This is a genomic window from Enterovibrio gelatinilyticus (assembly GCF_028683095.1).
GTDB lineage: Bacteria > Pseudomonadota > Gammaproteobacteria > Enterobacterales > Vibrionaceae > Enterovibrio > Enterovibrio gelatinilyticus.
In genome coordinates, this window is record NZ_JAJUBC010000024.1 from 39,830 (window position 1) to 54,083 (window position 14,254).

Here is a 14,254-nt window from a genome sequence, read left to right on the forward strand (position 1 = left end):
TTTAATTTGTTTGTTTTGTTAAATCGAGAGGTGTGAACCTTCATTCTATCGTGGGTCTGATATCTAATATCCTTACACGGCGTTGTGGCTGTATGCAAAAATGTAATGAGAGTTAACAAGGAATGCACAGGCTATTTTAGCCTGCGGCAGATCACGTAACTCTGATCAAGCAGCTTCGGTCTATGAGTTTTGCTCTCATGACGGAAACGCTGTTAAAGGTGAACAATGAGCAATCTCAAAGCCAGCCCCTTCTGGAGCGCAACCATCATTGCTGCGCTTTGTCTTTGGGGCATATCGCTGACTGTTGCCACTGCTAACGAAGGAGTATCTGCTCAAACCAGTGGAGATTCTGTTTCACAACAGCATGAAGTGACATTTCAAAGAAACCCCGATTACGCTTGCACACAGTGCCATAAAGACGAGGAAAACCAACTCGCTGGAACACACGGCGAAGCCATAAATCCCCACACAAATCGAGACATGACCTGCATCGATTGCCACACAGGTATCACTGAAGATCACCGTGACGGCGCAAAAGATGTTGTCAAATTTGACCACTCTCAATCCGTGGCAGGCACAGACATTCCTGCTGCGTCACTCGCGTGGATCCTGCAACAAAACACGCAATGCGAAGCGTGCCACGAACCGCTTGATTTACGTGAAGCCAACTGGACACATGATGTCCATGCAAGAGATCTCACCTGTACGTCTTGCCACGATGTACACCCTAAACAGGACCCAATGAAAGGCATTACGCGCAAAGACAACATTCAACTCTGCGTTGATTGCCATTCCGACCAAACCAAAGCACGGGAGGAGAAAGAATGAGTTGTTCTAGACGTCAATTTCTTACCGGAGCAGGGGCTGTTATCTTTACGACTGGCGTTGCGGGCACTCAGATGATCAGTCGTCCTGTTCTCGCCGCAAGTACCGAAATCAACAGCATTCGATATGGAATGGTGCATGACGAAGGCCTGTGTATTGGTTGCACCGCGTGTACCGATGCGTGCCGAACGGTCAATAATGTTCCCGAAGGGGTGTCACGACTTGAGATTGTTCGCACTGAGCCTGTGGGTGAATACCCAGATACGAAATACGGCTTCACCCGTGTCTCTTGTCAGCATTGCGAAAATGCCCCTTGTGTTTACGTTTGCCCGACAGGTGCAGCGATAAAAGACCCTGATACAGGAATCGTAGATGTGGTCGCCGACAAATGTGTCGGCTGTGGATACTGCTTGGCGGCTTGCCCCTATCAAGTTCGATTCTTCCACCCCGAAACCCATGCGGCTGATAAATGTGATTTTTGTCGTCACACCAACCTGGCAGAAGGAAAACTGCCTGCTTGTGTGGAGTCTTGCCCAACGAAAGCCCTCACCTTTGGCGATCTCAATGATCCTGAAAGTCAGGTTTCTCAATTGCTAAAACAGAAGACGGTTTACCGCGATAAAGCCCACCTTGGAACTGCACCTCAGCTCTATAAAGTGCCGCACAATGCAGGGGAGATAAAGTCATGAGCACCTTCGCTAATGCTTTTCAGTTTGACTCACTGGTCTGGGATTGGATCATTGCGGTATACCTTTTCCTTGCAGGCATGTCTGCAGGCGCGGCTATGATAGCTGTTTACCTTAAACGAAATGTGATTGAAGGTGACGCGGCAAAAAATGGCATTATCCGCGCCACCGCCATTCTTGCCCCTATGGGCATCATTGTTGGCTTACTTATCTTGGTTTTCCACCTCACTAAACCACTTGAGTTCTGGAAGATCATGATTTATTTCAACCCAACGTCTGTGATGTCCATGGGCGTGGTGTTGTTCCAAGTCTATATGATGGTGTTGTTTGCGTGGCTAGCCAGTGTTTTCCTGAACGACATTCAACGTATTGTCGGTCATTGGGTAGACAAGATCCCTGGTGCCAATGCACTGCTAACGGCCTGCCGTCGATTTGAAAACGGTCTGGAAATCACACTGGCAATCCTTGCCATTGTGCTTGCGGCCTACACAGGTTTTCTGCTTTCGGCTCTCAAAACCTATCCGTTGCTCAATAATCCTGTGTTGCCAATCCTATTTCTGTTCTCAAGCCTTTCATCTGGCGCAGCGGCGTGTTTGCTTGTCGGTGTCATTGGATTCAAAGAGCCAATGAACAGCGCGTCTGTGCGATGGGTCCATCGTTTTGAGCGTCCCGTCGTGTTATTCGAACTGTTCGTTATCTTTGCGTTCTTCTCTGGGCTGTATTTTGGCGGAGGGCAAAAAGAAGTGGCGGTGTTAGCCGCGATAGGAGGAGGATTTTGGTCCAGTTGGTTCTGGTACGGGGTTATCGGGCTCGGAATGGTTTTGCCATTGGTCCTTAACGCGATAAGTCCGAGCGGCGTTAAACACCGCACCAGTTATCTTGCCGTCGTCACGACATTGAGCCTGATTGGGGTATTGATGTTACGCACATTTATTCTGTACGCAGGACAAATGACCACGGTCTAACACAACATCGGCTTTGCCTGAGGATGCTTAGTCACAATGTCCTCAGGTAAAGCGAGTTACCTAACGAACCCATTCACCTTAGTTTCCTGAGTTGGTTCTCTGGGTTTATTTATCAAAAAGTTATCTTGCCTATGCTCTCTGAAATTGGTCATTGTCTCCTTATTGTTGCTATCACTTCCGCGTTTTCTTCCTCTGTGCTCGGCGGGTTGAGCCTCTGCTTTCCGAATACCACGTTCAAGGAAACGGCAAGCATGACGCCTTGGCTCGCAACCCTTGCGTTTTTTAGCCTCTTTACTGCAACAGCAATCCTTGCCTTCAGTTTTATCAATGACGACTTCTCACTGCAATATGTTGCCCAACATTCGAATAGCGCACTACCTACCCCCTTCAAGTTGGCCGCGGTTTGGGGTGGGCATGAAGGGTCATTTCTCTTTATGGTACTCGCTCTTTCTGGCTGGTCGGCACTGGTGGCTAACAACAAGACGTTGCCCGAAGATTATGCCAATGCAGCGCGGTTTGTTCTCAGTACCATCGTGACACTGTTGGGTATTTACTGCCTTTGGTTATCCAACCCATTTTTACGAGAACTACCCGCAGCCTTGGAAGGCAGAGATCTCAACCCCATGCTGCAAGACATAGGGTTGATTCTGCATCCCCCGCTGCTTTATTTGGGCTACATTGGTTTTGCTGTGCCATTTGCCTTTGCGATTGCTGCACTTCTCACTCAAACACCCGCCAGAGCATGGGCTGATTCATGTCTGCGCTGGGCACTGGTTACATGGGCATTTCTAACGGTAGGTATTGCGATAGGCTCTTGGTGGGCCTATCACGAACTAGGCTGGGGAGGCTGGTGGTTTTGGGACCCGGTCGAAAACGCTTCACTTCTGCCTTGGTTAACCGCCACCGCGTTAATACATTGCTTGGTATCAACAGCCCGAAACAACACGCTAGTCAGTTGGACGCTCCTGCTCGCCATAGTGACATTCGCACTGACCATATTAGGCACGTTTATCGTCCGCTCAGGCGTACTGACGTCAGTGCATGCGTTTGCCTCAGCCCCGATGCGAGGCACAGGGTTGCTGATTATTTTAACCGTGTTACTTTTCCCCGCGTTGCTGCTTTTTGCGCTGAGGGCCGCGAATATTTCCCACCAAGATGCCGAGAAATCACGTTGGCACCCTCAACGATTCTGGCTCATGGTAGCTGCCAGTTTGCTGTGCGCCATGATGTTAATTGTGATGCTTGGCACCTTGTATCCCATGATTTATGCCGCAATAGGACTCGGCACACTGTCTGTGGGAGCACCTTACTTTAACTCGTTGTTCGTCCCTTTGGCTGTAGTCTCGGCCTTCGCTGCCACCTTCAGCACTGCTCGTGGGTTGTCCAAACTTAAAATGCGGATAGGCATAACGGTCTCCTTGCTTGTTGGATGTGTGATCACCTATCTAGGGACCCAATACTACCAAGTCCCCTTCTCGTTGATGGTATCGGCTGCGCTGACCGCCTCATTTTCCTTAATCGTCGCTACCGTTTACCACTGGTTTAACCGTTCGCGGACTATGGCGCCTATTGCAATGACACTCGGGCATTTGAGCCTTGCCATCACGATAATGGGGGCGGCGCTTCTCGATGGTTTTGGCAGTGAAATCAGCGCAAAAATGCAGGGGAACCAACACGTCTATTTAGGGCCATACACCGTGACTCATCAGGGAAGTTCATGGCATATTGGTCCCAATTACACCGCAGAGCGCATCACTTTGTCTGTGTCAAAAAATGGCACTGAGATTGGTCATGTTACCCCTGAAAAACGTCACTACACCGTCAGGACAATGAACATGTCTGAAGCGGGCGTACTCAGAGATAATTTTAGCGATGTGTATGTCACGCTTGGCAGCAAGTTTGATTCAGATACTTTCGCAGTAAGAGTCCAGATAAAGCCGTACGTTCACTTGCTTTGGATTGGCGCATTTATGATGCTAATCGCAGGTTTATGGGGGGCTGCCTATCACTACAAACGCGCGCGCCTTGCACGCGTTGGACAAGGCGAACCCTCACCACTCTCTGAGAGAATTCACTAAGACGATGAAACAAATATATCTCTTCTCACTACTCAGCTTATTGCTTTCTTGCGCCTTATTTTCATCTGCAGCGAGCACATCCGACACCACACCGTTGCAGCAAGACAATGCCGAAACCTTTCAGTTTTCTTCGGCTGAAAATCAACGTCTGGCGCTAAAATTGGGAAAAACGCTTCGCTGTCCTGAATGTCAAAACCAGAACCTCATTGAGTCCAATTCGACCGTTGCACAGAATTTGCTACTGACCGTATATCAACAGGTTGAAGCTGGCGCGACAGAAAAAGAAGTGGTCAGCAATATGATTTCCCAGTATGGACACATGGTGCATTACCAGCCTCCCTTCATAGCAGGAACAGCCGCGCTTTGGCTCGCCCCATTATTGATATTGTTTGGCTTTGGTTTCTTTATATTCCGCCATTCTCGCCAAGAATGAACATGAAATGGCCTAAACATAAGCAAGATAAACAATTTAAGATCATGATTATCCTTAATAATACAAACGGACAGATCGAACTCGACACGTAAAATATGCACCACCCGTTAAATTTTTACCTGAAACTGAAAAGCAGCCTTGCCAGAATAGTAGATCACTGGTTTAGCGTACCAAGAGCTTGTGCTTTTCTTAGAGCCTACCGCCATTTGTTACTATCCCTTTATCTTGCTCCCCATTAAATGCTCACACTTCTACCGCCCCATTATGATCAATAAATTATCCTATAATTAAATGTAAGCCTTTTCGTAAAAAGGCATAACCCATTATTAATTTGGTACTTTTTCAGGTGTGGTTTTCAAGATGTGGAAAAAGATGCATTCGGTGCCTCAGTAGCAATAGGCAACAATGGTAATTGGCTCGCGGTAGGCGCACAATATGAAGATGCTTCTAGCTCGGGAATAGACCCTAGCGACAACGGAAATACCGCCAATAATGCTGGTGCCGCCTATATTTTCGAATTAAATGGCAGTTGGCTACAAACCCACTACCTAAAATCACCTAACACCGAAGATGTCTCTTACTTTGGAAAAGCTATCGCCTTTAGCGCCTTACAAAAAGAATTATTGATAAGTGCGCCGAGTGCGCCAATCAACGATGTTAAATCTGGCGTTGTCTATTTGTTTTAGCAACCATACGAGAGCGGTATGCTTACCTGCTTTGGGTGACAGGTAAGTACTCTGCCTGCGAAACGGTCTCTTTTTCACAATCAATGCTATCGCATAACAATTCTTCGCAATAACATTGTACCATTTAAGCTCGGCGCAACGCTTCAGGCTACTTTGCCAATCCCATGAGTAGGCCGTTTTCTTCCCACAAAGCGACACTCACACCATCAATATCAATCACCACGTTATTCAAATTTGCATCAACCCCTTGCGGCAGTTTTGCTTGATAAAAAGTATAAATCCGCTTGGTGTCCAAATCCTCCACCTGAAACTGAGCAGCGATTTTCCCGTCGATACTGCAATAACGTGCCCCTAACAGGGTCCATTTATCTACGGGAAGTTGCTTAGGCGTGATCAATGCAAAATCTAAACGGTTGAGGTAAGAATCAATATCCACAAATGAATTGCTTAGTATTTCCATCTGCATCTGGCTATTGTGGTTGTAAGCAATCTCGGCCGAAATGGCATTATAATCATACCCTTTATACCAGAACGTCCAAACGCTCACCGCCAGCATCAACATTGCTGCCATCGCCATCCCAGTTCCCCACACATATGATCTGGGCAATGTTTCTTTATCTGATGACTTTTCTTCCAACTCCTTCAAAGCACTTATTTGTGCCGCTGTTAAGGATTTTTCGTTGTAATGTTTGGCGAGTTGCGACTTTAACGCGTCACGATTTTTTGAATAAGTCATGGCTACGATACCTGCTTTAACATGTGACCAAATTCATCCGCCAAGCGGGCTTTCATTCGACTCAAACGTGAAAGCAATGTTCCTCTTGGAATATCCGTTAAGGTGGCAATCTCTTGGATGCTAAACCCTTCTACTGCCCATAAATAAAGCAGTTCCCGCTCCTTTGCGGACATACTGTTCAGCAAGATATCAACGTGTTGCTCGTCAATCGTCATTTTTTCTAGCGCATTAAACGCATAGCTGTCATTTTCATCGCCTTCAATAAACTCAGACGACGTGATCAGCTCTAGCTGATTGCGACGGCAGTGATCAACAAATTCATTTCGGATCACACGCATCATGTACGCTTTGGTATGTGTGGCTTCATCTTCATTCTTTAGTATTTTTTCACAGCAACTTTGCACTAAATCATATGCTTGAGGTTCGTGATGACACAAAGAAAATGCATAACGATAAAGCTGATTGAGCAAAGCTTCCGTGAAAATAACCCTTCGACGCTTTCTAAAAAAATTCAGCATGGCGAGTGTCCTTCACATGACAAAATTGATAAAGCAGGTGCCTGATACATCCACCCGCTTTCAAGCATGAAAAGGAAATATCCCTCTCTCGTAATTCAATGACGTCGGGTGAGGAGTAGTAAAACGCCACACCGCGAGTGAGTATCACTGTTTGCTTTGATAACCAATCTCAGGCTGAGATGTTTGAAAGCCTAAGGTTTCTTTTGTTCTTCGTACACAATCAAACAAGGTAAAGCGCACGCCGCCTCCCAATCTCAACAGAACCAGACCCGCAGCAGCCAATGCAAATTCCCGCTTTACGCCATTTAGATTCGCGATCACACCTTTGTCGACGCTGAATTTCTGCAACATATACCATGCCATAACTAACACCACCGCACCTGCTGCTGCCTTTAGCGATGTGCCTTGACCAAAAATCAGCACCAAACCTATTGCCGCTAAAACTAACTGGTACGTTGCGAAAGATGGAATCTTTGCATACGCACCGAAAAAGCCACCAATAATAAACGTCACCCCAAGCGAGAAACGCAGCAGCAACCCCAACACATCCCAATTTGGCGCCCCTCCAACGTCGCCCTGACCTCGACGCGCATCGAGGCTTCTTGCCCCCGCGCCTAGATTAAACAACACGAACATCATGCCGGATAAGGTGATATCTCGAATTTGCACAAACATCGCAGGTGAGGTGTAAGTTTTTACGCCCACAGACGCGCCAGGTACAGTGTCTACGGGCAATGAGAACACAAACGTCCAAAGCAAAAACCCGTAAAGCAACGCCAATGGACGCACCATGAACCCCGCAATGAGGGCGACGCCTGAAAACAGCTCAAACGAGGATAGTGATGTTAAGAAGAGCCACGGTGTGAGCACGCCATTACTGAACAAATAATCTTGAAACAGCTCATTAATATACCCTGTCGTTCCCATGTAGTTAGCCACCATAGCGGCTTGCTTTGAGCTTGAAAGAAGCAGGCTCAGTTTTGAAAGACCTCCAATAACAAAGACCAACCCGAGTCCGATACGTAATGCGAAGGCAGCGTTTGCGAAAAGTGTACTGTTTTTGTTCATAGGAAATCCTGAGTTATTGAATTAGGCACATGTGAAAACATGCTGTTTCCCTTCACTAACGAGCCAGTCACGATTTTGATTGCATCTCTATTCATTTTTTTTCGCGGTCAATTTGGAAACCACATTGGAGCAACCTTGTGAGAAGCATCAAACCAAGTGGCTACCAAAACCCAATTTGACAAAAGCACATAAGACACGCTAGATTGTTTCGTATCGAAACAATTACTCATGCGTTAACGATGATTCTAAGGAGTAGAGTATGTTGAACAATCACGTTGGTAGACCCTTTGAGATCAACGCAACAAAATCGTTTAACACTGAAAAAAACATTAAAATTGCGGACTTCAGAGGTCAGGTAGTTGTTGTCTATGTATTTCAAATGCTGTGCCCAGGTTGTGTCTCTCATGGGCTACCACTTGCCAAGAACTTGCAGCAGTCTTTTCGTAGCGATGATGTTCAGGTCATTGGTCTGCACTCGGTCTTTGAGCACCATGAAGTGATGACACCTAGCGCATTAGAAGCATTTATCCATGAATACCGCCTGACGTTTCCCATTGCGGTAGACACGCCAAGTCAGCACAGCAACGTGCCTGAAACCATGAAAGCGTACCAATTTGGCGGCACACCTACGCTTTTGGTCATTGACCGACAGGGTAGATTGCGACTTAACCACTTTGGCTCAATCAATGAGCTACAACTGGGAGCCATTATTGGCTCGCTGTTAGATGAGAAATCGGTCCAAACACAGACCGAGGATGCCGATGAATCGTCAGGACGATGTGATGATGAAGGTTGTCGTATTTGAATTCGCGCTGACGCCAAAGACCTGCCAATTTAGACAGGGTGTTCTGGGGCAAAATAGGCCGCATTTTTGTTAAATGCTTTTCTCTTTCGAGAACACTACGAGACAACGGTCACGATGACGAGACGCAGTAATCAAGAGCATTCCGTCTGACGCGTTTTATGCTTTAGTTAGGTTCTCAGCAATGATTTGACGAAAGGAGATCAATGATGAGGACTTTCGCCGACAAACCCCAATCCACCAAGCTGGCTAAACCGTTAAAGTCTCACGGCCCACTCCACTTTCAACGAGGCGTTAACGAAAGGCAACATTCATCCTCTTTTCCGCTACGTGCAGTCGGGGGACAAGCGTTAGAATGGTTGTCTCAAAACAACATTCTCGGCCGACAAACACAGGGGGCGCAAGGGGGAGATGGCGTCCCACCAACCCAACAGGCATCTCGAATGTCTGTGATGTCGAGGATTGGCCCTCCAGCGTTTTTACTCCGCCCTCCCGCTTGGCTTCCACCAGACACGCCGGCTTGGGCAGATCGGGGAAAGGTCGGGCTTTCGCCCTTGTTCTTTCAGGCGGAGCGTTCGACCCAAGCCGACATACTCCGCCATGAATATCTGCATGCCATCCACCAACGCCACGCCCCAATGGACAATTCCGCTGCTGCAAGGCGCCATGCTGAAGAATTGGCATCCACAGCCCATCACACTCCCATGTCAGCCTTCTACGCCCCAGTTCCTACTCTTTTGGCATACCCAGCGCAACAACACAAACCTTGGGACGACGTTTACATTGGTCACCAAGTAATAGTTGGAGAGCTAAGGAGTGGCGATTTGGTGTTGAGGATCATGATGAACTACAGCGAGTTCAAAGTAGAAGACGTCCTGACGTATAACGAAAACCTCGGTTTGGAGCTAACGGAGGTAACTAAGTCGAAAGTTTACCATTGCGGGAAGCATCCAAACCCCAATCTTGTGGGGACAGTGAAAAAACTAAGGGAAGTGATGGTTACCGTCGAAAAGCTGAATAGCAACATCCCCGACACATCCACTTTTAAGATCAAGTACATTTTTATCGCCCCAGATGTGTCTGATAGGTTTCGGACAATGGATAAAAAAGGTGTCCTGTTCCTGTCATCCAACGCATTGTCAACCGACATAGTGGACGTGGCAGCCCACGAAGCATCACATGGCATCTTCGAGCACCACGCCACTGCTAGGCATGATGACCCAGCGCAAAGGGTACCAGACAACCTGATACTGCAAGTTGCAGATATCTATATCAAACTGAGAAATACAAAACCTGCCGATCTGCCCCAGAAAAAGTTTGACCCAAAATCACCACCGCCTTATGAATCTTCGGAGAGTGGCATCGACCGACGCGCTTCTGGAATCATCCCAGTTCATGACACTGTCTGGTCAGGTGCTGGCGGACACCCTTGGAAAGGCATCGATGAATTTTTCGCATCAGCATATGCCGCTTTCACCCAAGACCCAAAATTACTCGACAAAATTGTTTCTCACTACAATAAACATGACCCAAACATACGAGCTCTTTACCGTCAGTTGTTCACCTTGTTTAAAATGATCGGTAATCCCAAAGCCATAGCCAGTCTTTCTGCCCCCAGCGACACAAAAGGTGCAGAGAAAGTCACCAACGCAACATCCGCCCCACCAGATTATACCGACCCAGCCTCGCGCCTGATCAGTGACCAATATCTATTTGACCCCACAGCCCTACCTGGCCCTGACAAGATTGTATGTTGAACCGTTGGTGGAAAACAAAAACGGGTTATCCACGACACTGTGGCTTACATTCTGTAATCGATTCTTAGACTAGAAATGGTCAGACTCGCCAATGAGGGCTTCGCAACGCGGTGTGTGGGACTTTATTCCTTTTATACAAAAACACGTTCAGATCAGTCTAGTATCAGCATTTTGGTCGAAATCCCTATCGTCACGACGATCATGGCGAACTTTATAAGCTGCTTGCCTTTAGATAGCACCAATTTCGCGCCGACTTTCCCCCCAATGACCAGCCCAATGAACATCAGTAAGCCCACATCCCAAATAATGCTCCCTTCATAAATAAAATATAACAAGGCAGCTAAGTTACTACAGAAGTTCAGGATTTTAGTTTGTGCGGTCGCTTTAACTAAGTTAAACCCCAGCAGAAACACCAGGGATATCGCAAAAAATGAGCCAGTACCGGGGCCAAAGAATCCGTCATAGAATCCAATGGCGGTAGCAACAACAAGCGTATAGGCATAAGGCGATATTTTCTTTTCTTGGTCGACGTCTCCTAGATTGGGTGAGAACAGAAAATACAATGAAAAGCCAATCAGCAAAAACGGAACAATAAGCGATAGGAAATCACTATCAACCATGGTTAACACCATTCCGCCGAAAAACGCCCCAAGGAATGTTGTCAGCATCATCCACTTTATTTCACTGAGCTGAATGTCTCCGGTTTTGATGAAGTGCAAAGACGCTGATAACGTGCCACCGACACCGCCCACTTTGTTGGTTGCTATGGCAGAAACAGGGGGGATTCCGCACATCAACATGGCAGGTATCGTGATAAGCCCGCCCCCACCCGCCAACGCATCAATACACCCAGCGACAATAGCCGTCACAAACAAGAAAAACAGGATTTCGTTAGCCAATTCCATCGCTCAACCCCTCGGAGATAATCGCATCGCAATGGACAAGGCATTGCCTACATCTTCTTTACTTAATTCACTTACAAACCTCAGTAGACAACAACAGCCAGTGAATAGGTGACAACGCGAGATAAGTTAAAGCACTTGAGTCACACAATGTTTACTTAACGCGTCATAAGCTGTCTGCATATCAACAAGGAAAGCGTCAGAGCTCTGAAATTCGTCAATCGGATCACCAACAACCACATCGCAATTGAACGGTACAAACATCGCCGTCCCCTTTGGAAGAGACATCCCTAGACCTCTCATGACAACGGGAAGAATGGGACATTTATCATGCTCTTTCACTAAATGGTAAATTCCCTTCTTCAATCCACTCATCACTTCTGGCTCACCTCGACTGCCTTCAGGAAACACCAACAGAATATCGTTGTTACTCAGCGCTCGATGGCACTCATCAAACAACTTTTCCTTATCAGCACCTGAATTCATCCGTTGAATGGGAATAATGCCAATCACATTGAGTGACAACCAAGAAACAAATCGATTTGATAAAAAGTAATCAGCCGCGGCAACGGGGCGAACTCTGTGAACTTGGCTAATTGGAAACAAAGCGAGCAAAACCAGCGTATCAAGATGGCTGTTGTGATTCGCCGCAAGCACTGCTGGGCCATTTTGGGGTAGTTTGTCTCTGTTGATAACGTTTAAGCCAAGTGCTACAAACACCAAAGGCTTCACCACCAACATAACAAACAACACTTTTGGTATTTTTGACAACATAATCAATAATATAAATAGTAAATATAATGAAAGAACAACGGCGCTGTGAACATCAAACTATCAACGCGATCGAGGATTCCACCATGACCAGGAATCAGATGACCTGTATCTTTAATTTTCAGGTCTCGCTTTACCGAGGAAATCACCAAGTCCCCAATAAACCCGCTCACTGAAATAATGAGTCCTGCGACCATTCCTTCCAATGGCGTGAGGGGTGTTAAGTAAGGAGCAGCAAAATATGACAGAATGACAACCGTCACACCTCCCCCAATAAATCCTCCCCACGTTTTGTTCGGGCTCACTTTCGGGATGATTTTCCGCTTGCCAAAACATTTACCGCTCACGTATTGGCTCACATCATTGAGCTGGGTGAATATCAGCAAGAAAAGTAACATTCCAAGTGATCCCGCATCCGGGTTTTTACTCGGAAGAACCAACAAATATGCCATGTGACTAAGGCAAAACACCGTCAGCATCATTGACCAATGAATCACACCCGCTGATCGTATAAATCCATTTGTATCACCAATTAACACCGCGACCATTGGCAGATAGAGAAACATGTAGACAGGAATAAAGATGATAAACATCCCGTACCATTCAATGGATAACCAGTAATAGTGAAGCGGGATGGAAAGGTAGGCCCAAAAAATAACTCTGCGGTCGGCTAAGCGTATTGGCACGATTGAAAGAAACTCTTTCAACGCCATAAAACTCAGAAAACCAAAGAAGACGATGGTGTACTGAAGAGGAAGGAAGAGCGCAACGAAGACGATGCCCACCATCCACCACCAAGATCGAATCCTCAGCTTTAATTCAAGAAAATCTCCATCGGGAGTGGTGCGCGACTTCCAAAGATACACTGCGGTGCCCGCAACTAGCGCAGCAAAAACAGAGACCATCACATGCTGAGAGTGGGGAAGAATCGTTGTCATAACTTTTCCTCTCCCTTCAACGCTGTATTTTCCACATCACGATAGATGAACACCAAACGTCGCCAGCATGTCGCCAAGCTCCCTAGCAAAATAACAACCAACGCTAAATCAATGATATTGAAAGGAAGGCCGATAGAAAAACCAGTCAAATTTTGAAGAAAAAGCACCACGAGCGCACCCGTTAAAAGAGCCATCCTATGTTGCTTAGCCATGGGGCCGCGAAAGTCAGCCTTTGTCCCCATACTCACGCCTAGTACCCTAATATACGCGGTCAGAACAGCAACGAGGGCACATGCCCATGCCAAGTACATTCCACCTTCATACTGAGTTGTGAAACCCACGCCGATGATAAGTAAAGGGTCAGCAATACGGTCAGGTACATCATTGAACAATTCACCTGATGGCGTACTCTTGCCGCCTTCAATGGCTACCATGCCATCAAACAAATTACAAAGCAGACGACTTTGAATACAAAGGGCAGTGACAAGTAAAAGAGAGATTGAACCCAAAAAATGGTACGCGAGCATGGCTGCAAAACCCAATGCAGCAAAAACAATACTCATCAACGAAATCTGATTGGGCGTGATATCACGGTTGTTTATCCATACAGCGATGCGTTGCGTAAGCGCATTTTTTCGCACGGCTAGAGGACGACGACTTGCGTCATTGAATTGTGGGGCCATCCTTGCTCTCAATAAAATCCATATATTAAAAGCTATCTTAACGTTACATCTTTATTTCATATACTGAGTTAACGGCGTTTTCTCATACAATGTCAAAAATGCGAATCAAACATATATTCCATTGTAACTTCATGATTAAATTATATTTAATCATGAGTATCAACCGATGGGACATGCTCGGACACACGGATAGCATCAAACCCACGTATTTTTGTCTTTTCGCATAGTACAACGACGAGCAATTATAGGGGATCCCCGAAGGCTCTCCTCCTGCATTCCCCCACCTTTTCAGCCATGTAACCAAATGGAGTCATGGCTTGCAGCAAGTTCGGGATTGAGCCTAGAAACACAAATCCATTGAAACTGACTAGATGGTGACTTTCTCAGAGTATATGTCCCCGTTGTT

General features: G+C 46.6%; 15 protein-coding genes. 8 read left to right on the forward strand and 7 right to left on the reverse strand.

Annotation, left to right across the window (positions count from 1 at the left end):
* Positions 1 to 225 precede the first annotated feature (225 nt).
* The 6 genes from nrfB to LRP50_RS18280 all read left to right on the forward strand — a co-directional run bounded on the left by nrfB (position 226) and on the right by LRP50_RS18280 (position 5,673).
* Positions 226 to 828 carry a cytochrome c nitrite reductase pentaheme subunit gene (nrfB, locus tag LRP50_RS18255; RefSeq protein WP_274165882.1) on the forward strand — a complete coding sequence of 201 codons (603 nt, stop codon included), beginning with the start codon at positions 226 to 228 and terminating at the stop codon, positions 826 to 828.
* Positions 825 to 1,514, forward strand: a complete 690-nt coding sequence (gene nrfC, locus LRP50_RS18260; protein ID WP_274165883.1) for a cytochrome c nitrite reductase Fe-S protein — start codon at positions 825 to 827, stop codon at positions 1,512 to 1,514. The genes nrfB and nrfC overlap by 4 nt, the downstream gene beginning before the upstream one ends.
* On the forward strand, positions 1,511 to 2,476 hold the full coding sequence (nrfD, locus tag LRP50_RS18265; protein WP_274165884.1) for a cytochrome c nitrite reductase subunit NrfD: 966 nt from the start codon (positions 1,511 to 1,513) through the stop codon (positions 2,474 to 2,476). The genes nrfC and nrfD overlap by 4 nt, the downstream gene beginning before the upstream one ends.
* A 131-nt stretch (positions 2,477 to 2,607) precedes the next feature.
* The gene (locus LRP50_RS18270) at positions 2,608 to 4,554 is read left to right on the forward strand and encodes a heme lyase CcmF/NrfE family subunit (RefSeq protein WP_274165885.1); all 1,947 of its coding nucleotides are present in this window, start codon (positions 2,608 to 2,610) and stop codon (positions 4,552 to 4,554) included.
* Between the two features lie 4 nt (positions 4,555 to 4,558).
* The gene (locus tag LRP50_RS18275; protein ID WP_274165886.1) at positions 4,559 to 4,987 is read left to right on the forward strand and encodes a cytochrome c-type biogenesis protein CcmH; all 429 of its coding nucleotides are present in this window, start codon (positions 4,559 to 4,561) and stop codon (positions 4,985 to 4,987) included.
* A gap of 362 nt (positions 4,988 to 5,349) precedes the next feature.
* Entirely contained in the window at positions 5,350 to 5,673 is a 324-nt protein-coding gene (locus LRP50_RS18280) for a hypothetical protein (protein ID WP_274165887.1), read from the forward strand.
* 148 nt (positions 5,674 to 5,821) lie between these two features.
* On the opposite strand, the gene LRP50_RS18285 is transcribed toward LRP50_RS18280, so the two are convergent.
* From LRP50_RS18285 to LRP50_RS18295, 3 genes are all read right to left on the reverse strand, one after another.
* Positions 5,822 to 6,409, reverse strand: coding sequence for a hypothetical protein (locus LRP50_RS18285; protein WP_274165888.1), 588 nt, complete (start codon positions 6,407 to 6,409; stop codon positions 5,822 to 5,824).
* Between the two features lie 2 nt (positions 6,410 to 6,411).
* Positions 6,412 to 6,927: an RNA polymerase sigma factor gene (locus tag LRP50_RS18290; RefSeq protein WP_274165889.1), complete on the reverse strand. Its 516-nt coding sequence runs from the start codon at positions 6,925 to 6,927 to the stop codon at positions 6,412 to 6,414.
* A 144-nt stretch (positions 6,928 to 7,071) separates the two neighbouring features.
* Positions 7,072 to 7,995: a DoxX family protein gene (locus LRP50_RS18295; protein ID WP_274165890.1), complete on the reverse strand. Its 924-nt coding sequence runs from the start codon at positions 7,993 to 7,995 to the stop codon at positions 7,072 to 7,074.
* A gap of 259 nt (positions 7,996 to 8,254) precedes the next feature.
* Between LRP50_RS18295 and LRP50_RS18300 the strand changes: the two genes are divergently transcribed.
* Entirely contained in the window at positions 8,255 to 8,800 is a 546-nt protein-coding gene (locus tag LRP50_RS18300) for a peroxiredoxin family protein (RefSeq protein WP_274165891.1), read from the forward strand.
* A gap of 203 nt (positions 8,801 to 9,003) precedes the next feature.
* A complete protein-coding gene (locus tag LRP50_RS18305; RefSeq protein WP_274165892.1) occupies positions 9,004 to 10,554 on the forward strand; it encodes a hypothetical protein in 1,551 nt (516 codons plus the stop codon).
* A gap of 152 nt (positions 10,555 to 10,706) precedes the next feature.
* Here LRP50_RS18305 and LRP50_RS18310 read toward each other — a convergent pair whose 3' ends face one another.
* The 4 genes from LRP50_RS18310 to LRP50_RS18325 all read right to left on the reverse strand — a co-directional run bounded on the left by LRP50_RS18310 (position 10,707) and on the right by LRP50_RS18325 (position 13,848).
* Positions 10,707 to 11,459 carry a TSUP family transporter gene (locus tag LRP50_RS18310; RefSeq protein WP_274165893.1) on the reverse strand — a complete coding sequence of 251 codons (753 nt, stop codon included), beginning with the start codon at positions 11,457 to 11,459 and terminating at the stop codon, positions 10,707 to 10,709.
* A gap of 126 nt (positions 11,460 to 11,585) precedes the next feature.
* Positions 11,586 to 12,230 carry a lysophospholipid acyltransferase family protein gene (locus LRP50_RS18315; protein WP_274165894.1) on the reverse strand — a complete coding sequence of 215 codons (645 nt, stop codon included), beginning with the start codon at positions 12,228 to 12,230 and terminating at the stop codon, positions 11,586 to 11,588.
* Between the two features lie 2 nt (positions 12,231 to 12,232).
* Positions 12,233 to 13,165, reverse strand: a complete 933-nt coding sequence (locus LRP50_RS18320) for a phosphatidate cytidylyltransferase (protein ID WP_274165895.1) — start codon at positions 13,163 to 13,165, stop codon at positions 12,233 to 12,235.
* Positions 13,162 to 13,848 carry a CDP-alcohol phosphatidyltransferase family protein gene (locus LRP50_RS18325; RefSeq protein WP_274165896.1) on the reverse strand — a complete coding sequence of 229 codons (687 nt, stop codon included), beginning with the start codon at positions 13,846 to 13,848 and terminating at the stop codon, positions 13,162 to 13,164. The genes LRP50_RS18320 and LRP50_RS18325 overlap by 4 nt, the downstream gene beginning before the upstream one ends.
* Positions 13,849 to 14,254 lie beyond the last annotated feature (406 nt).